Annotated in this window: 17 protein-coding genes, 1 tRNA gene and 1 pseudogene; 7 read left to right on the top strand and 12 right to left on the bottom strand. The window is 54.6% G+C overall.

Annotated features, from left to right (window positions below; genetic code table 11):
• Nucleotides 1–142 precede the first annotated feature (142 nt).
• From QZH45_RS14390 to QZH45_RS14370, 5 genes are all read right to left on the bottom strand, one after another.
• On the bottom strand, nt 143–652 hold the full coding sequence (locus tag QZH45_RS14390) for a lysis system i-spanin subunit Rz (protein ID WP_055135482.1): 510 nt from the start codon (nt 650–652) through the stop codon (nt 143–145).
• Nucleotides 649–1,074 (bottom strand): cell wall hydrolase, encoded by a 426-nt coding sequence (locus tag QZH45_RS14385; RefSeq protein ID WP_055137357.1) that lies wholly within the window; start codon nt 1,072–1,074, stop codon nt 649–651. Before QZH45_RS14385 ends, QZH45_RS14390 begins: the two co-directional genes overlap by 4 nt.
• Nucleotides 1,075–1,141: 67 nt before the next feature.
• Nucleotides 1,142–1,816, bottom strand: coding sequence for a hypothetical protein (locus QZH45_RS14380; protein ID WP_081036524.1), 675 nt, complete (start codon nt 1,814–1,816; stop codon nt 1,142–1,144).
• Nucleotides 1,816–2,139, bottom strand: a complete 324-nt coding sequence (locus tag QZH45_RS14375) for a hypothetical protein (protein ID WP_081036523.1) — start codon at nt 2,137–2,139, stop codon at nt 1,816–1,818. The genes QZH45_RS14380 and QZH45_RS14375 overlap by 1 nt, the downstream gene beginning before the upstream one ends.
• Nucleotides 2,136–5,237: a host specificity protein J gene (locus QZH45_RS14370; RefSeq protein WP_237140480.1), complete on the bottom strand. Its 3,102-nt coding sequence runs from the start codon at nt 5,235–5,237 to the stop codon at nt 2,136–2,138. The genes QZH45_RS14375 and QZH45_RS14370 overlap by 4 nt, the downstream gene beginning before the upstream one ends.
• Nucleotides 5,238–5,345: 108 nt before the next feature.
• On the opposite strand from QZH45_RS14370, the gene QZH45_RS14365 reads away from it, so the two are divergent.
• Nucleotides 5,346–5,834, top strand: coding sequence for a hypothetical protein (locus QZH45_RS14365; protein WP_055135481.1), 489 nt, complete (start codon nt 5,346–5,348; stop codon nt 5,832–5,834).
• A gap of 75 nt (nt 5,835–5,909) precedes the next feature.
• Nucleotides 5,910–6,218 (top strand): hypothetical protein, encoded by a 309-nt coding sequence (locus tag QZH45_RS14360; RefSeq protein ID WP_055135480.1) that lies wholly within the window; start codon nt 5,910–5,912, stop codon nt 6,216–6,218.
• A gap of 300 nt (nt 6,219–6,518) precedes the next feature.
• Here QZH45_RS14360 and QZH45_RS14355 read toward each other — a convergent pair whose 3' ends face one another.
• Nucleotides 6,519–7,163: a hypothetical protein gene (locus QZH45_RS14355; RefSeq protein WP_055135479.1), complete on the bottom strand. Its 645-nt coding sequence runs from the start codon at nt 7,161–7,163 to the stop codon at nt 6,519–6,521.
• A 99-nt stretch (nt 7,164–7,262) separates the two neighbouring features.
• On the opposite strand from QZH45_RS14355, the pseudogene QZH45_RS14350 reads away from it, so the two are divergent.
• A pseudogene (locus QZH45_RS14350) lies at nt 7,263–8,984 on the top strand (DNA cytosine methyltransferase); the annotation flags it as partial.
• 76 nt (nt 8,985–9,060) lie between these two features.
• Complete coding sequence (locus tag QZH45_RS14345; protein WP_055135490.1) at nt 9,061–10,092, top strand: site-specific integrase; 1,032 nt, start codon at nt 9,061–9,063, stop codon at nt 10,090–10,092.
• 82 nt (nt 10,093–10,174) lie between these two features.
• Here the strand turns inward: QZH45_RS14345 and QZH45_RS14340 are convergent.
• Nucleotides 10,175–10,261 (bottom strand) — tRNA-Leu (locus QZH45_RS14340).
• Nucleotides 10,262–10,729: 468 nt separating this feature from the next.
• Here QZH45_RS14340 and QZH45_RS14335 point away from each other — a divergent pair.
• On the top strand, nt 10,730–11,449 hold the full coding sequence (locus tag QZH45_RS14335; RefSeq protein ID WP_432780522.1) for a hypothetical protein: 720 nt from the start codon (nt 10,730–10,732) through the stop codon (nt 11,447–11,449).
• Nucleotides 11,450–11,457: 8 nt separating this feature from the next.
• Here the strand turns inward: QZH45_RS14335 and QZH45_RS14330 are convergent, their stop codons facing one another.
• The 4 genes from QZH45_RS14330 to QZH45_RS14315 all read right to left on the bottom strand — a co-directional run bounded on the left by QZH45_RS14330 (nt 11,458) and on the right by QZH45_RS14315 (nt 14,265).
• Complete coding sequence (locus QZH45_RS14330) at nt 11,458–12,255, bottom strand: HNH endonuclease (RefSeq protein WP_432780521.1); 798 nt, start codon at nt 12,253–12,255, stop codon at nt 11,458–11,460.
• A 54-nt stretch (nt 12,256–12,309) separates the two neighbouring features.
• Nucleotides 12,310–13,131 (bottom strand): hypothetical protein, encoded by an 822-nt coding sequence (locus tag QZH45_RS14325; RefSeq protein WP_432780520.1) that lies wholly within the window; start codon nt 13,129–13,131, stop codon nt 12,310–12,312.
• 97 nt (nt 13,132–13,228) lie between these two features.
• Nucleotides 13,229–13,735 carry a lysis system i-spanin subunit Rz gene (locus tag QZH45_RS14320; protein WP_432780519.1) on the bottom strand — a complete coding sequence of 169 codons (507 nt, stop codon included), beginning with the start codon at nt 13,733–13,735 and terminating at the stop codon, nt 13,229–13,231.
• On the bottom strand, nt 13,732–14,265 hold the full coding sequence (locus tag QZH45_RS14315; protein WP_432780518.1) for a glycoside hydrolase family 19 protein: 534 nt from the start codon (nt 14,263–14,265) through the stop codon (nt 13,732–13,734). The genes QZH45_RS14320 and QZH45_RS14315 overlap by 4 nt, the downstream gene beginning before the upstream one ends.
• A gap of 96 nt (nt 14,266–14,361) precedes the next feature.
• Here QZH45_RS14315 and QZH45_RS14310 point away from each other — a divergent pair, with 96 nt between their 5' ends.
• Nucleotides 14,362–15,477 (top strand): acyltransferase family protein, encoded by a 1,116-nt coding sequence (locus QZH45_RS14310; protein ID WP_432780517.1) that lies wholly within the window; start codon nt 14,362–14,364, stop codon nt 15,475–15,477.
• Nucleotides 15,474–16,298, top strand: coding sequence for an alpha/beta hydrolase family protein (locus QZH45_RS14305; RefSeq protein ID WP_432780516.1), 825 nt, complete (start codon nt 15,474–15,476; stop codon nt 16,296–16,298). Before QZH45_RS14310 ends, QZH45_RS14305 begins: the two co-directional genes overlap by 4 nt.
• A 183-nt stretch (nt 16,299–16,481) precedes the next feature.
• Here the strand turns inward: QZH45_RS14305 and QZH45_RS14300 are convergent, their stop codons facing one another.
• The gene (locus QZH45_RS14300) at nt 16,482–17,687 is read right to left on the bottom strand and encodes a hypothetical protein (RefSeq protein ID WP_432780515.1); all 1,206 of its coding nucleotides are present in this window, start codon (nt 17,685–17,687) and stop codon (nt 16,482–16,484) included.
• Nucleotide 17,688 lies beyond the last annotated feature (1 nt).

The following is a 17,688-nucleotide window of genomic DNA, read 5'->3' as shown; positions in this document are numbered from 1 at the left end:
TCTCTCGCACACAAGCTTGACATATTCCACGGCAATCAATTGCTGATCAGACACGGTTTTAGCCCTGAGCCAACTACTGAATTCGGTACTGGATGGCCAAACAGCCAACTGTTCGTCCTAAATGTGCTTGCGCCGAACTTTTTCAGCGAGAATTTTCAAGCACATAATTCTGGCATGCCTTCAGCGCGATCAGCCCCCGGTCGCCGTCGTCGGTGATGGCGACAATTCTTTGAGCATGCGCTGGGTCAAGTTGGGCTCTTGCTCCTCCATGAACCACGCCGACGGCGCCGGCAGTGGCAGGCACTGCGCTGCAACTGGCTGGATCCTCGAGGAGGACTGACAGCCGCAAATCAGAAGTGGCAAGGCGATCGCGCAGACGAGCCTGATTGGTTTGAGCATCGCTCAGTTCCTTGAAGTGGGTTTGTTCGCTGGCTGATAGCCGCTGCTCGAGCGCGAGGCGTTTGTCCTGCTCGGCTCGGGCCTGGGTGGCGGCTGCGTTGCTGATGGCGGTGAGGTCATCCTTGTGCAGGCCGGCCTGCTCCGCCAACTGCTTCCCATAACGCCAGTCCTGGACTTTCCAAGCTGCAACGAATGCCAGCAGCACGGCCACCAGCAAGCCGACTGCCCAGGCCTTCACGCCCACGGGATTCATGGCACATCCTTGAAGAACAGGTGATTGCCCAGGCGCAGGGTCTGGGTTGCCTTGGCGGCCCAGACCGGCGCCTTCGGCATGGTCGTGGCGTAGTAGTGGGTCGCGCCCTTGGTCAGGTCCGGCTCTGCGCCGGAAATCACCAGGTCTGCCGCCCGCTGGGCCTGGGCGAACTGCTTCGGCGGGATCGGCTTCGCGCCACTCAGGTACGGATAGTTCGGGTCGTTCTTGTTCCAGCAACTGAACTGGTACGGCGCCTGGCACACGCCGGCATAGCCCTCACCCCACCAGGACTTGTCCCGGCCGTCTTCCACCCGGTTGCGGATGGTCCAGGCCACGGCGATCTGGCCTGCCAGACCTTCCCCGCGAGCCTCACCCCACAGCGTGCGAGCCAGGATGTCGCGGTCTTTCTCGGAAACTGTCATTGTTTTTCTCCAGGCAAAAAAAATCCCGCTCAATGGCGGGTTTCGTTGGTTGATCTAAATAACGTAATTAGAGTTTGGCAAATACAGCAGGTAGAAAGAATGCAAATGGGTTTGAAGAACCAACCGTTAATGCATATAGATTTCCTCCAGAGAAATCCCACCAACAGTAAAGCTGCCTACTTTGCACCCCATCATCAAGCATAGGCATGCCAAATGTATTAATCAGCATAAACTCACCAGCAGGAAAATTAAACGCAACTCGATAATAGTTTCTGGGAAGCCCCGGACCTGTGTAGTCGGTTTTTACATAGGTCCAATTTTGAAATGATCGTGTAAACCTCGCATAAGGCGTGCCGCTATCAAAAAGCAGCTTCGAATCACCGTCCCACAGCCTCATACCGAAATCAGCCAAGGCTGTCGCAGCAAAACCACAGGCAAAATAGGACCCATTGGGCTGCAGCGTGTTTACGTCATAGGCCCGAACATAGAAGCCGGTCCAGGCTCCAGGAGACCCGGTCACACGCATCTGGCACAAACCAGCTATACCGCTGCTACCCGACGGCCTTATAAATACAAGAGGTGGTTCTTGGCTCGTTATCGTCCTAGGAAATGTGGTAGCCGATCCAAGGCCAGATTCTTGGTTAGGAACATATGCCCCCTTCGCAAGCACCACAAGCCGCGTGAATTCTGAATCAACGGTTATGACATCACTACTGTTTGCGTACTGTAATCCATATGACATCACGAAAACCTTATCACAATAAGCCGCATTGTTGTTCCGGTAGTATTACTGTATTGCTCGCGACCTCTTATATAGCTATATACGCGAACAGCACCTGTCAGAACTTGTGTTTCAAGCTGTTTGTCAGAGTTTACATTGTAGTTTCCAATAGGCACGACAAAAGCCGTGCCATTGGTAGGAGTCAACCCAGGGACTGAGATTGTTTGATACGAAACTGAGTTAGCCCCCTTCACAATCCCACTGTAAACAACTCGCATCGTGAACGAGGTTTCATCAAGCGTCAGGTTTCCGCTCTCATCCCAGATTTGCAGGCCATAACTCATGCCGATAGATCTCCGAGCTGCACCCGTTTAACACCGTTTTCGTCAAAAACCTTGATGGCGCGATTGGTCATAGTCAGTCGACCGCCTCCGGGCGCTGGCCCGTTGAACTCGAGATTCCCTGCTTTGTCCAGGCGCCATCCTTGAACGCCGGCTACGTAATTATCGGATTGCAGGTATTGACCGATCTTCAGCATGCTGATGCTACCGTCACGGATAAAGGCGGTATCGATGTATGCTGCACCGCCTTGAATCACGAATGGGTAGAACACATTGGTGGTGTTCGGATCGACCACGGCGAAGCGGCTGGCCGCGATCAGCACCTGGCTAGTGATGATTCCCTCATCATTCTCAACACCAATGCCGATGCCGGCCAGGTAAGGTTTTCCGTCAACGGTAAGCTGGGTCTTGATGCTGTACATCGCAGCGAGCTCGGTTTTCAGTGCCTCAACTTCAATCTGAGCGCCGCCACCAGAATCGATTTTTTCCAGCAAATGCTGACTGAGTTGTGTCTCCGTGATCTGGTCGTTGAGGTAATCGAGTATCGGTCCTGCATCCGCTGACGACTGCCCGAAGACGGGACCGAAGAAAGCCCCCACATTGCCGATTCGATCAACCAGGCGAGCCCAGAAGAAGAACGTTTTTCCGGAGGCCAGCCCCATGATCGTCAGGTCGGTCTGCGGATATGCGTAGTCGCCGAACTTGATCGCGTTGCTGATTTGGTTTGTCTCGCCGTACCAGATCTCCGTCCGCTGCAGATCGGCAGTGTTCAACTCCTGCGGGATGCCCCACTTGAGCTTGATGCCGAACACAATCGAGTCAGCAGTGAACGTGGACACCACCGGCGGCGGCGTTGTCTTTCCGTTCAGCACTGTTTCCTCGGATGTCGCGAAGATCGACCCAATGTCGAGCGAGTTGATCGCCCGAACCTTGGCAACATAGCGGCCGGCATAAATACCGCTCACCTCGATTGAAGTGGTCCCGGTGCGGCCCGCGAAGATCCAGTCGCCATCGTTCTTGCGCCAATACACCTCATAGGCAATCGCAGACTCTGGCTTGTCCCATGCGATGGTCATCACGCTGACGGCGCTGCCCTGGTCAACAAAGTGGTCATTGCTGACTGTCACATTGGTAGGCGGGCTTTGAACGCTGGGTGGAATCACGGTGACTGGCGGGCGCTCGATTCGGCTGCCATTGTCGATTGCGTCATATTTGCTCGAGTTGTGCCGAACAGCACTGATGGTGAACTTGATGTCCGTATCCGAAAAATCCTCAATCACCGACATGACCCGGAACTGCTGAACAGCCAACGTTGGCGAGTCGATAGCCCACATGGAGTGTTTCGGCGGAAGGTCCTCAAGCTCTACGCTGAGCACCACCTGCTGAACCTCAGACGGAAAGCCCGTGGTGTCGAAGGTGATGCTCCCATTGTCCCAGGTGATACCGGTACTGTCCCAGGTCAACGGGTAGCCAACCGACTGGATGGAACGAGAGACAGCCTTGCCATTGGGCATGATCAGCGTGATGGTGTCGCCCGGGAAGGCGGTGACATCAGCATCAAGGACAAGCGTGTCCAAGGTGGCAGAGCGTAGACGGCCACCAATGCGCCGGCCTGCCCGATCGTTATCGGCGACGCGGATAATTTGCCCGGGGCGGGCCAGGGTTCCGTCCAGGCCGACCGAGAATCCAACGCTTTCGGTTTCCAGGCGGTTGGTGAGCAATGCCCATTTACCGATCCTTTGTGCCTGTGCCTGGGAGGTGCAGCCCGTCGCCGTGATCTCGGTCTGCTGGATGCCGTATCGGGTAATCCCCGCCTGGTCGTCCACGTACTCGACTTTCTGGCGGTAGAAGTCGGCGGGGTCGTTCCAGCTCACCAGGGCAACGGTGTAACGGGTCTTCTTGGCCGATCCGGTGTAGCCGAATTTGCCATCGATGACGTTGGCATTCGAGTAGGTGTAAACAGGATCTTCGGGAATATCGGCCACGGCCATCACCGAGCCGGCAGCCCAGTACGCCATGCCTCGGAACGTGGTAGCCAGGTCCTGAAGCACGCGCAACGCGTCGGCGCGCACGGACAGATACAGGTTGCAGGTGAAGCGCGGCTCTGTGCCGCCTTTACCGTCTGGAACAGGTTGATCGCAGTACTGCCCGATTCGGTACAGCTCCCACTTGTCCACCTGCGCGGCATTCAGCAGGTGGCCGAGGCCATAGCGGTAGTGCAGCAACAGGTCGTAGAAGATCCAGGCAGGGTTGTCAGTCCAGGCGCTCTTGAAGCTGCCGTCCCAGACGCCGGTATAGGTCCGGGTTTCCGCATCGTAGTTGCTCGGTACCTTGATGATCCGACCGTACCAGTCGCCCGAGCGGGTTGGAATCGACTGAAACTGCGAGGCGTCGAATTGCAATCCCATGAGCGCTGAGCCTGGGTACCGCAACTTCGCGTCGATGATCTCGGTAATGGCGTCGACATTGGTGGTGTCAGCAATAGCGCCACTGGTGGAGTTGGCGGTCAATCGAACAACCCGCACGGTCCATCCACTGGCTGCTTCAGGGAGATCCACACGGTGCGAACGCTCATATTTCGTCGAGGTCTTGCCGCTGAAGGCGGCAGTCAGCACAGGAACGAATGGCCCGCCGTCCGTGGACAACTCGATCCGGTAGCGGATGGTGTAGCCATTGGTGTCGCCATTGGTCGTGTTGGTCTGCGCCAGCCGCGGTACCGAAAGACGGATACGTACCGCTGATAGCTGCAGGTTGCTGATCGCCCGCACCCATGGCTGGTCGGAGCGAAGCTCAACGCCAATTCCAATCTCGCTTTCCACAGCAGGGAAGCCAGGAATATGCAGTTGGTCCTGACTACCGGTGCGCACGTCCAGGGTCACCCCGCTGAAGTTCAGGCTGCCATCCGCGTTTGCCAGCGGCGTCTCGTCGAGGAATACCGAGCGCATGCCATTGACCAGGCCCCGGATCTCCCCTTCGCTGACCAGATCAAGGATCCGCGCAAAAGCGGTGCTTTGCAGATTGTCCGGCGCCTCAACAGACGGGCGCGGCTTTGACTCTCCGCACAGCAACGTACCTACGTCGACGCCATTCTTGCCGGCCACAGCGAGGCCCGCGCCCGCGATCTGGCCGGCTACAAGGCTGGACCGAAAGCCGAGGTCGTTCAGCGTGCCCTTGACGGCGAGAAAGTCGGTGAGCCATCAAGCGCCGCTTTGACCTACGCCTTCGAGTTAGCAGTCGAGCGGATTGGCGGTGCGCCGCTGGATGGAGGCTTTGAAACCTGGCAAATGCGCAGAGGCCATGAGCTGGAGCCTGAGGCGCGCATCAATATCGACCCAAGCGGCGTACAGGTAATGATCAATTGGAAGAATGGGAAGCAGATTCTGTCGAGAGCGGTTTCCGACGCCCTGTGCGATATAGCCCACCGCTGGACGATCTACATCGCCGGCATCTGCGTTCGGCAGGATGGTGCCCAATACATCAAGTCCATCGACATCACGCCGGATGGCGTCCACATGGTGGAAAGGCTTTCTGATGTGCTCGAGCATTTCTATGAAGAGGTGAAAGCCGACTGCAATGCAAACCATCTGGTTGGCATGGGCTGGCTGGCCGTGCCTGGCAACACCCGGGTCACGGAGGCGCAACTGTCTTCTCTGCTGGCCTCGGTCGGCGCATGGAACCAGGTGAAGGTAGCAGCGTGAGACGTTTCCGCGCCCAACAACGCAAACGACAGACCTGGCTGGCACTGCCGGCCAGCGGAATTGAAGAGGTAGGCCATGGCCAAAAGCAATGCAGATCGCTCGGCGAAAGCCTCGGCGAAGAGAAAGGAGCGCGGCGAAGAGGAATTGCGGATGCATGCGCTGGTCGGAACCAGGCAGGTGCTTGCTGATTTGATGGAGTGGCATCAGATCGATGAACAGGGTGAGGCAATGACCCTGGCCCTACATCACTTGCATGCACTTGGTCCGAAAGGCTCTGCGCCTTTCTTTCAACCTCCGCGACACGAAATCACGGTTTCGCCGTCTGTGGCGCGGAAGCTTCAACAGTTCAGTCAACGAGAGGCATCACGTATCTCTATCGATTAAATCTTTATCTCAGCCGTGACTCGTTGTATTTCAGATACACCGAACGAACCAGCGACAACAAAGCTTCTGTATAACGCAAGCCACTAGAAAAGATGTGGATTCATAGTAATAAGCCCATTAACATTCCTCTTGAATTCGTCATAAGATTTGAAATTACGCACACTTCTTGTGTTACTAAGTAGAAAATCGTAGAACATTTCATCACCCACGCAACTGTCTACCGTCGCGGCGGGATTTTTCTCCTTATAATGTCTCAAAGCAACGATAATCTCATCAATAAATTCAGAAGTTAGCGGCTCTTTATAAGAACTTGGGGGGTGAGTAATCACGAGATACTCTGCGACCAATTCGTGCAACTTCCCGAGATAAATCCTGCATCATATCTAGCATTACTTGATCGGGCGTACCTACTGTCTGATCGACAGACGCGACTTTGAAGCTTCCAAAATTTTTGAGAAATGTAGAATGATGTGGGTCATCGATAGAGGCTTGGTACGTCGCAGTGATTTTTTCAGCCAACAACTTTTTGAACGTAACAATGCGTGAAAAACGCAAATCTCTTGGATACAAAAGATGTTCAATCACACCAGTATCGAAAGAAAAATCAGTCTTATCATCCTTTATTAAAATAGTTGGCTTATCAAACGCCAACCGCATACCTAGTTCAAACATAACATTGGCATTTTTACAGCTGACATCACAGACAACTATGTCTGATGAATAGATATTTTGAACAATGCGCTTTTGAATAACACCAACATCATCTTGCTCACTTACAAGCTTCGCCACAAATGTAACATCTTCAATACTACTTACTGCATCACAGATAATATTTTTAACTTCAACCCAGTGCTCCGCGTTACATCCATCCATTGCCGAAATGGGCATGACCAATCCACAAGTCAAGGGTGGCTTCTCTAGGACATCGTCATTTTTTTTCGCCATTTTGAAACTCCTACAATCAACTCCATGGCGGCCTAATGCCACCCTCAACTCCATAGATACCCTAATTTTCTTCACTACGCCAGTTGGCGAGGATCCCCTATGTCCGCTCACCGGAAGAAACACCCCTTCGATTTCAAAACCCAGTATGGACTCGGCTTCAACCCCCAGGATGATGAGATCGTCGTCGACCTCTTCTGCGGGGGTGGCGGCGCTGGTACCGGGCTGGAGATGGGCCTGGGCCGCGCTGTGGCCGTGGCGAAGAACCACAGCCCCGCCGCTATCAGCATGCACACCGTCAACCATCCGGCCGCCCGGCACTTCACCACCGATGTCTTCGAGGGTGATCCGGATACGGAATGCGGCGGCCGTCCGGTTGGCTGGTTCCACATGTCACCGGACTGCACGCACCACAGCCAAGCCGCCGGCGGCCAGCCGCGCAAGCGAGAGATTCGCAACCTGTCGTGGATCGGGCTCAAGTGGGCCGGCATGAAGCGGCCCCGGGTGATCAGCCTGGAGAACGTGAAGCAGATCCTCCAATGGGGTCGCCTGATCGCCAAGCGTGACAAGGCTACAGGCCGCGTCGTGAAGCTCGGCGGGGACGTGGCGGTACCGGGCGAGGTGGTGCCGGTGGGCCAGCAGTTCCTGGTGCCAGACCCGAAGCACCGCGGTCGAACCTGGCGCCGTTTCGTCGCCCTGCTGGAGGGCATGGGCTATGTCGTCGAGTGGAAGGTAATCAAGGCCTGCGACTTCGGCGCGCCGACGAGCCGGGAACGCTTGTTCATGATCGCCCGGTGCGACGGCCAGCCAATCGTGTGGCCTGAGCCCACCCACGCGAAGAACCCGGTCAAGGGTCAGCAGAAGTGGAAGACAGCCGCCGACTGCATCGACTTCAGCGACTTGGGCAAAAGCATCTTCGGCCGCAAGAAAGACCTGGCACCGGCCACTCTGCGACGGGTTGCCAAGGGCATGAAGAAGTTCGTCATCGACAACCCGTCGCCGTTTATTGTGCCGATCGCCAACTGGTCAGGTGAGGCCGTCCAGTCTGCTCATGAGCCGCTGCGTACCATCACCTCCTATCCAAAGGGTGGCGCATTCAGTGTAGTCAGCCCGGTTATCGCGCCAGCCACCCACCAGGGCAGCGACAGAATCAACGACCCGCTTGAGCCGCTGCCGACGGTGACGTGCGCCAATCGCGGCGAGCTGACTATGTCTGCGGCAACGCTGGTGCAGTTGGGGAACGGCGATAAACCAGGATCAGCACCACGCACCGCTGATCTGAGTGAACCGCTCGGCACCATCATGGCATCGGGCGGAAAATATGCCGCGGCCGCTGCGCACCTGGTGAAGTTCCGGTTCAACGATGCAGGCAAAGCGCTCGACGAACCGCTGCCAACCATTACCAGCGGTGACAACTACCAGCGCCCAGCCGGGGCCGCTCACGCTATGGGCGTGTCCACGGTGTTCATGGCCCAGATGAATGGGGGGTTCAACACCACCGACGCGAAGGGCATGGATGAACCGCTGACGACGGTGACCAACACCGGCAGCCAGCAGCAACTGGTATCCCCCACGCCACATTCGAAGTGCTGGACGACGTCGAAAAATATTGCCGGGGCATCGTCTTCTCGCTGGCCGACCTGGCCTGATCCATCAACACCTTCTGCCGCCACGCGCGGCATGGAACATCGCATGAGCATCCAGTTTCTGTCCCATGAGGAGGTTTGCGAGCTCACCGGCGCGCGGACCAAGGCTGGCCAGATCCTCAATCTGAAAAAAAATGGCATCAGACATACGATCAAGGTCAGCGGCTGGCCCAGCGTAACGGCCCAGGCCGTGACTGCAGTAGGTATGTTCGAATCAGAAAAACCCGTATGGACGCCACGTAAGGCCAGCTGACATGGGAAGACGACCAAGCAAGCCAGGATCGATAGCGCGGCTGCGCGAACGGAAAAAGGCCAGCGGCCGGATTTACTACTATTACGACACCGGCGGCAAAGGCCGTCGGGAAATCCCGCTGGGGAGCGACTACGGGCTTGCGATTATGGAATACGCAAAGCTCGAACGCGATCGCACCGCCACGGACCTGGTGTCAAAGGTCATCACGTTCCGGTATGTCGCTGAAAAATACATGGTGGATGTTGTCCCGACAAAGAGCACAGCCACCCAGGCTGATAACAAGCGTGAGCTGAAAAACCTGATCGCCTTTTTCGATGATCCACCGGCGCCGCTCGAAACAATAGAACCGCTGCACGTTCGACAGTACCTGACCTGGCGAAAATCAGCCCCCGTCCGGGCCAACCGTGAAAAAGCGCTGCTGAGCGCGATCTGGAACTATGCCAGGGACAAGGGCTATACGGCGCTGGCGAACCCCTGCGCAGGGATCAAGGGCAACAAGGAGACTGGAAGAGACACCTACGTCGAAGACGAGCTGTTCAAGCGGGTGCATGACAAGGCTGACGTAGGCCTGCAGGACGCAATGGACTTGGCCTACCTGACCGGCCAGCGCGTGACAGATACCCGATTAATGGACGAGCGGGATGTCCGCAACGGGCAGATCTGGGTCACCCAAGGGAAAACCAAAGCGAAGCGGCGCATTGAAATCAGCGGTGAACTGGAGGTGTTAATTGATCGAATCATGGCCCGAAAGGCTGGCCACAAGGTCCGCTCGACACGGCTGATCGTTGCTGAGGATGGCTCACCGATGACGGCGGCAATGTTGCGGAGGAGATTTGATATCGCCCGGGAAGCGGCTGGGGTTTCCAAGCCTGAGTTCCAGATGCGAGATTTGCGCGCCAAGGCGGGCACGGACAAGGCGGAATCCAGCGGAGACATTATGCAGGCCAAGGATCAACTTGGGTATACGACCGTTGTCATGACAGAGCAATACATCCGCAATCGGAAAGGCAAAAAGGTATCACCAACGAAGTGAATTGCGGACCGGCATCAAAATAGCGGACCGGAAAAAATCAAGGGTTTGCATTAGCTTTCGCTTGCAAACCCTTGAATTTAAATGGTGCCCGAAGCCGGAATCGAACCGGCACGCCCTTACGAGCGGGGGATTTTAAGTCCCATGCGTCTACCAGTTTCGCCATTCGGGCGGTAGCGCGGCCAAGCCTCCAGTAAACGGCGGATCAGAAGATCCGGCAGTATCGAGGCTGGTACAGCAGAGGGACGAAATATATACATCCCTCCTCGACGAAGCAAGGTTGCCCATGTCGTTTTCAAGACAAAAAGCTTCATTGCCCTAGAAAGAAAAAAGCTCTGTAAATCATCGATCTACAGAGCTTTTTTATAGTGGAGGCCGAAGTCGGAATCGAACCGGCGTAGGTGGATTTGCAATCCATCCACTTTTGTCTGTATTTCAATAGGTTAGCACTGGAAGCGTTCCGCAAGCTACTGATTTTTAACAGGCTACAGCTCGCGCCCTGCTTGGCTCGCCTTTTTGGTTGCGGAACGCTTTTTGGGATCCAGAAGCAGGCCGGTAGCAGCTCGTCGCCCCACCCTCGCCTCAAGCGCGCCTCTCGATTACTGTATATACAAACAGTAGTTGAGCATCCATCCAGATCATGAATTTTGAACAGGCTAAGGCGCTGAGGATCCAACAATGGCGCGACACGCTCGACGACCACGACTTCAGGATGCAGAACCCGGAGGCTCACCGGTCCTGTCTGCTTGCAGCCAGCGCCCGGCTGGCCGAGGAACGGTTGATTGATCGAGCCGAGAAGTTCGATATGGATGAGATGGCAAACTCTGCTTACTGGCACGCCGTGGAAGAGCTGCAATCGACTACGGCCCTCTATCACGGCGCGTCCCACTACGAACTTATGTCACGTGACGGCTTGCCCAGCCTGGGCACGATTCGCCAATCAACATTCACCGATAAAACCGAGAGCCAGCGGATTCATGCATACGATGGGCAGGTCTATCGACAAGGCGGAGAACTGACGTTGATCTGTCGAGCCGCGCCGAACGGCGTGATTGAAGGACTAGTCCTCACGCTGGACGACGGACGCCGGTTCGACTTGGTCGAGACGGCAAGGATGATTCGGGGAGTGGTTTACAAACCCATAGAAGATCCTGACGTCTACCGTTGGCTTGTCGATGCCGTGCTAATCGCGCACGAAAATCGAAATCTGGTATTGATGGAGAAACTCAGGCCGTTCTTAGAGCTGGCAAGGTTTGCTCAATGCCCTTCTTGCCTGGATGGGTTCGGTGAGCGGGATTCCTGTACGTATTGTAATGGTCTAGGTTTTATTAAACGTATTCCTCCACGGCCAATGCGGTGACTAATCGTTCATATTTTCTGCATTACACCGAAGCCTGTGGGCAATTCGTTAAAATCTATGTCTTTAGCATTTGCGATCCCCCAACTACCAAATGCACAGCCATGAATTGTAGACCCGCTCGAAATTCCTCTCATCTCCCCATCCGCAATTGTGGCCAGCGCACCACCTTCCACCACGAATCCGTCAAGACGTGAACTCATAAACACACCGTAAACAACGTGTATTAACTCATTACTCAAATTTGCCTCAAGCAAAATCTGCCTTGGACCATTCCAAATCTTTAAGGTAGTCCCTTCGTAACGATAGTCCCATGCCTGAGTAGTAACCTTTACCTCTCCACGCTCAGCCGCCAAGAGGACTCTTCCTCCGGCGTCCGTGATTTTCATTGAAAACGTTATAGCCCCATCCTCAAAATGTGCCGCCAAATAACTTTCACCGCTAATCCAAAGCACATGGTGTATATCTCGACGCTCTGAAAGTTCGATAACAGATTCGTTAGTCCCCAACAGGATTTTTATGTGGTGATTAGGGGCCAACCTGTAACCAGCCGTATGCAGGCGATTTAGATTAAAAGGTTTCAATCTCGCGCGACGAACACTTTCAACGGAAATCCGCTTATGCGTCTTGTCCGGATGACAAACCCCACATAGCAGAACCAGATTCTCTACTTTATGTTCAGGAGATTCAGCAAAGCCGACCATATGGTCATACTGGAATAGTGGAGAACCACACATTACACAGCCAAAACAGCATTCCTGCCTGACTTGGCGCTTAATCGGTTCGGGTATATCTCGAGTCTCGCCCATATAAGCCTCATTACCGTGCATAGTAAACTGGCGGCCCGCCGCCTGTAGAATGATTCAGATTTCAATCATTTCATAGCGAGTGCCGACTTCCCTGGCTATCAAAATTCCGATTTTTGTGAGCTTGTGCGCATGGTCGATTAACCCTCGATCGCGAAGCCCCGCGATCGAACCGGAAATCAATTGTTTATCTATACTTTCCGCGAACATTTCACTCAACGCTGGGTCATCTAACCGCGACAAATTAACCCCAGGCATTAGCTGGATAAACTGACGAAACACATGCAGCGGAAATGGAATCTCATTCCACGGCCAAGTCATATATTTCAACCTTAACCCATCAGATAACTCCGCCTCATCAAAGACGCCTATCATCCGAAATTCGTAACCTATATACCCGAGCTCTTTCCCATTGCTCGGCGCAGTTTTTACGATTTGCAAAAGTAGGTCAATCCAGCTGTACCCTATCGCAAGCTTTCCATTTGCTCTATTTATCGAAACGGCAGCTGGATCTGCATCCTCAATCAACTCAAATTGCGATGATAGTTTAGCCTCGTGGATTAACCCGCAGCGGTATTTCTCGTATAAAATCCGTTCGATTGGCTGAGCCTCACCATCTAAATCCACAATGATACCGGAACTTGCATCTAAGCCATAAGCATAACTGAAGTACTTCCTTCGAAGCTCAGTTCCTAAAAAAGTAATAAACGCCTCTCGGTCACTCATATTTTTAGACGGTTTCCAACGAGATCTTACCCCTTCGGGAAATTTGATTTTTGAAGATGCTGCAATGGCGATAAAAGCTTGAGCCAACGCGGCGATGTACCGGCCTTCTTTTTTTAGAAATTCAGCGTCTTCGATCGTTTGTGCAATTGACATCGCCACACTCCTAGTCCCTTAGGATAGATCCTAGCCTACGAGCAACGTTTTCACACGATCTGTTATGACCAACAAGATAACGAGTCGGTTATCGAACCTAGTTGAGCTCTCGGACAAACGCTTGGCACGCGGCCAGTTTAATCAGTCCTTTGTTCCCGTCATCGGTGATGGCGATAATTCGTTGAGCATGCGCTGGGTTAAGTTGGGCTCTTGTTCTTCCATGAACCATGCCGCCGGGGCTGGTGGTGGAAGGCACTGCGCTGCAACTGGCTGGATCCTCAAGGAGGACTGACAGCCGCAAATCAGAAGTGGCAAGGCGATCGCGCAGGCGATCTTGATCACGCTGGGCATTGCTCAGCTCCTTATAGTGGGTTTGTTCGCTGACCGAAAGCTGCTGCTCCAGAGCCAGGCGCTTGCCCTGCTCTACCTGGGCCTGGGCGGCGGCCGCGCTACTGATCTTGTTCAGGTCGTCCTGGTGCAGGCGGCCCTGCTCAGCCAGCCAACCGCCATACCGCCAGTCCTGGATCTTCCAGGTCGCGCTCATCGCCAGGATCAACGCCACGGCTACGCTGGCGATCAGAAATTTTAGGGTGGCTGGATTCATGCAAGAACCTCCAGGGCAAGCTCGTACAGCGCCCGGCGATCAGCAGCACCGTTCTGCCCACCATTGATCCGGCTGGTAATCTTATCGAAGGCGCCTGCATCCGCGAGCCCATTGAGCCCCCGCGTAGACCAGAACCATGCGGCAGATTTCGCGGCCCATTCTGGTTGTTCAAGCAGCTCAGGGTGGCTGGTCAGGTCAAGGCCCATGGCTTCGCCGCACTCGGCGTAGTTGGCCCGGCCAGTGACCTGGATCAGCCCGCGTCCCCGGAACCTGAAGCCGTCGCCATTCGTGGTGTTGCCGAGGTCTACCCTGCCCTCGTAACGGGCCTGAGCCGACGTTGGCCCCCACAGCTCACGGACATAGCGCAGTTGGCCGGACTCATGTCCGATCTGCGCGATAAACGCCGCCACACGTTGCAGGCCGACAATCTGGTACCGGCCCATAGCTGTGTTGAGGGCAGGCGCAAAAACGCCGGCTTTAGCACCGGCGTTCGGGAGGATCTGCAGCAACTGCTGCGCGGTAACTGGCATGGCTTTCTCCGGGCGAAAAAACCCGCGGCTAGGCGGGCATAGTGCCACCCCGTATGATGTACCGGGTTCGACACAATCAATGGATGGGAACTCACTTTGTCTCGTATCACTCCTGACCAATCGCAGCAGCTGGATTCCATCCGTGCGCTGTCTGCACTGGTAGTGCTGCTCGGCCACACAAACCAAACGATCCTGTTGCCGACGCTAAAAGCAGGCTCGGTTTTCGTTGGCTTCTTCACTCAACTTTCGGTGATGGTGTTCTTCGTGCTCAGCGGCTTCCTCATCGGGAAGTCGGTCTGCAACAACATTGCAAAGAATCAGGGTTTCAGCATCAAGCAGTACGCGAGAGACAGAGCACTTAGGCTTTATCCGCCCCTGGTTGTGGCTATCATCCTGATCGCTCTGCTGGCTGCCGTCGCCCCGTTATTTTTCCCTTCCGGGACTCAACAACTGTTGTCGATACCTGGCGCGAAATTCGTGAGAACCGAGTTCACAGCAATCGCGAAACAGTTGTTCGGTGCATTGGCATTTCTCAACGAGTTCAAAACTACAACACCAACCGCAAACGGCCCTTTATGGAGTTTGTCGATTGAGGCTTGGTATTACGTTGTCGCTGCTGCTTTATTTTTGTGGCCTTCAAGGAAGGCAGCGGCAATCGCTCTTTTTGTAATCACGATCGTTATCACACGCAAGAACCAGCTGTTTTACATGCTAGCTCCGATATGGTTCTCTGGGTTCGCCTTGGCGTTCCTACATCAGCGCACGCCACAAATGAACAACAGGCTATTCGGTTGGTTGTTTGTGTTGCTTACCGCCGCCGTTGCCCTGGCAATCGCTCTTGTTCTGTTCGCGGAACCTCTCGGCAACGGCATATGGTTGGATCGTATGAATCACTTCCGGTTGATTTCTGGCCTGTGGTTCGCTTCCTTCATGGCCCTTATCATGGGTGGCGGCGCGCGATTCCCTGTACTATTCCACAAGCAAGCCGGGTACTCCTACACTCTTTACGTTATCCACTTCCCCATAATGCTGTTCATCCTCGGCGCTACTCAGCAATTTATTTATGGATCAGTGACGAACTCTATAATCGTCGGCGCGCTAACCATTGTCTTCTCAATCGCAGCCGCAAAATTAATCGCCCACTTCGCTGAGGACAAGCAGCTTCTCCGTTCGCTTGCCCTGAACACCAAGAGACTGGTTACCCCAAAATGATTGATTTAAAAAGCATCACTTTTGCCTTAACAATGCTGCTGCCTGCTATCGCATCAGCAGATGATTACACTATTGACAAAACAAAATCAGGCGTCGAGTACGGGTATCACCAAGGTGCACCGAACGGTCCGCTTCTAATCGTTATTACGACCGACGTAAAGGAATCAATGACCAACACTTACAGCCCTATTGGACAGATTTTGGCTGCCAAGGGCTATAGCGTTGTAGCTGTTGATGTTCCATGCCACGGCAAGGACACAATCAAAAAAGAAGGAACTGGTTTGGAATGTTGGCGAGCCAGAGCAGACAAAACCAGCGGCAACATTTTCGACAGCTATATAAGCAATCTGAACTCCGTGCTTGGCGATGTAGCGGACAAACATAAAGCTCGCCTAGTGAACGTCACCGTCCTCGGTGTATCTCGTGGCGGATACATCGCAATGAAGGCGGCCGCCGAAGTACCGGGTATCGATACCGTAATCGCCATGGCGCCCGTAACCGATGTATTCCGCCTGCGAGAGTTTGATAATTCCAAAGCCAATAAATCGGCATACAGCCTGACACCTTATTACGAGGCCCTTTCGAAGAAGCACCTATTTATCCAGATCAACAATGATGACGACAGGGTTGGAACTACGGAAACCTTGTCCTTGGTTTCCGGAATAACGAAGGCGGGGAACCCAGACGCCGTGGACCTGACTGCAATCGTGACACCAAAGAAAGGGCACTCAACGAGCGAGCATGAGATGGCCGCCGCGTGGGCCCTGGCACAGCAACAGCGGGCGAACACAACGGACAAGCAAATGTCTGCCCCTAAGTAGCAACGGTGCCTTCCGGAGGCAGCCATACCTTCTGCGAAAAGTCCCATCGGCAAGACATACTCTCGGGAGCCGAACCAACTTCCACTCCCGCAGGGTAAGGATGCGGTGACTCTGGCAACAACTCCCCTCCCATGGCACCTAGATAGGTGCCTTGGTCATTTACAAAGAATTTCAATTCTCCACTCATCCGATCACCCTCGCAGTAAACCGCCAGTTTGAAGCCGTGGCACCAAACCGAAAGCCAGTGGTTTTGGTTGGCAACAGCATTGCTACAGAACCGATTCCAAAAGTAACCTGAGTGGTCGTTTCTCCGTACCAGAATATTCCTACCGAGATATCTGTTCCTGAAGAATTCTGATACCAGTTCCCACGGTGAATAACGTCTCCGGCCGACCAGCCACCTTCGGCAGTAAGGCAAACAAAGCTGAACTCAACCATGAACGGAATTACGCCGAGGTTGTGGTTGAAGACAGCTTGAGAACCTGGAGTAATCGGATATTGCCCCGAGACAACCCCAGACATCTTTGTCTGCAACCCGCTAGAAACTACCGCACGCGTACTATCCGCGCCCGCCGTAGTCTCTGCACTGGTGGCAAGTTCAACAACGCCCGCCACAGATGTGGTGGCTGGAGTAGGCATATTGTTCGACCAACTCCGCCACGCACCAGTACCGAACACAGAGCTTCTGTACCAAAACACGCCTGCTGAATCCACGAGAATCTGAGCGCGGGCAAGAGAGCTGCTTCGCTCCAAATGGAATAATGTCCCTAGCATTCCAGGGGATGGCAGCGTGCCCGCCGAGCTTCCAGATACGCTATACACGCCCACCGCCGTTATGGTGTCCACGTTCGCAGCGTCCGGGCCGAAACCGCCAATTCCAAAGTCGCCAATACGTGCAAGTTTTCCAACTGTGGCGTCAAGCGTTGAGGTAGTCGCAATGGACGCCAGCCCTGCTGGCGTCACGGCACGTTGGGGGTCGGTACCAGTCTGGGTCTCCAAATTGGTCGCCAGCTCAACAAGGCCAGTGCGTGCATCGGTCGCCGTGCGTGCACTTAGCGCCAAAGGCGTTATTGCCCGCTCCGGATCCGTTCCGGTTTGAGCCTCTAAACTAGTGGCGAGTTCGACAAGCCCCTTGACCGTAGTAGACGCGTCGGGCGGCGCCGATGGAATCGCAGCGGCAATCTTCGAATTGACCGCTGCCAAGAGCTGGGCATTGTTGTCCTCGTCCGGAGTCAGGCCAGCGGACTCAATAACGTTCAACAGTTCTTCAGTGACAGCGTTACCCCATTGAGCAGGGATCAACGAGCCAGGGGTTCCCGCTACCACATCTTCGTCCACGAATTTGCCATCGACCAGGCCGACACTCGGTACGCTTTTCGGAAAGTCCACG

This window comes from Pseudomonas corrugata (assembly GCF_050920615.1).
GTDB lineage: Bacteria > Pseudomonadota > Gammaproteobacteria > Pseudomonadales > Pseudomonadaceae > Aquipseudomonas > Aquipseudomonas corrugata.
The sequence above is the reverse complement of the archived record's forward strand: the minus strand, read 5'-3'. Positions and strand labels throughout refer to the sequence as shown.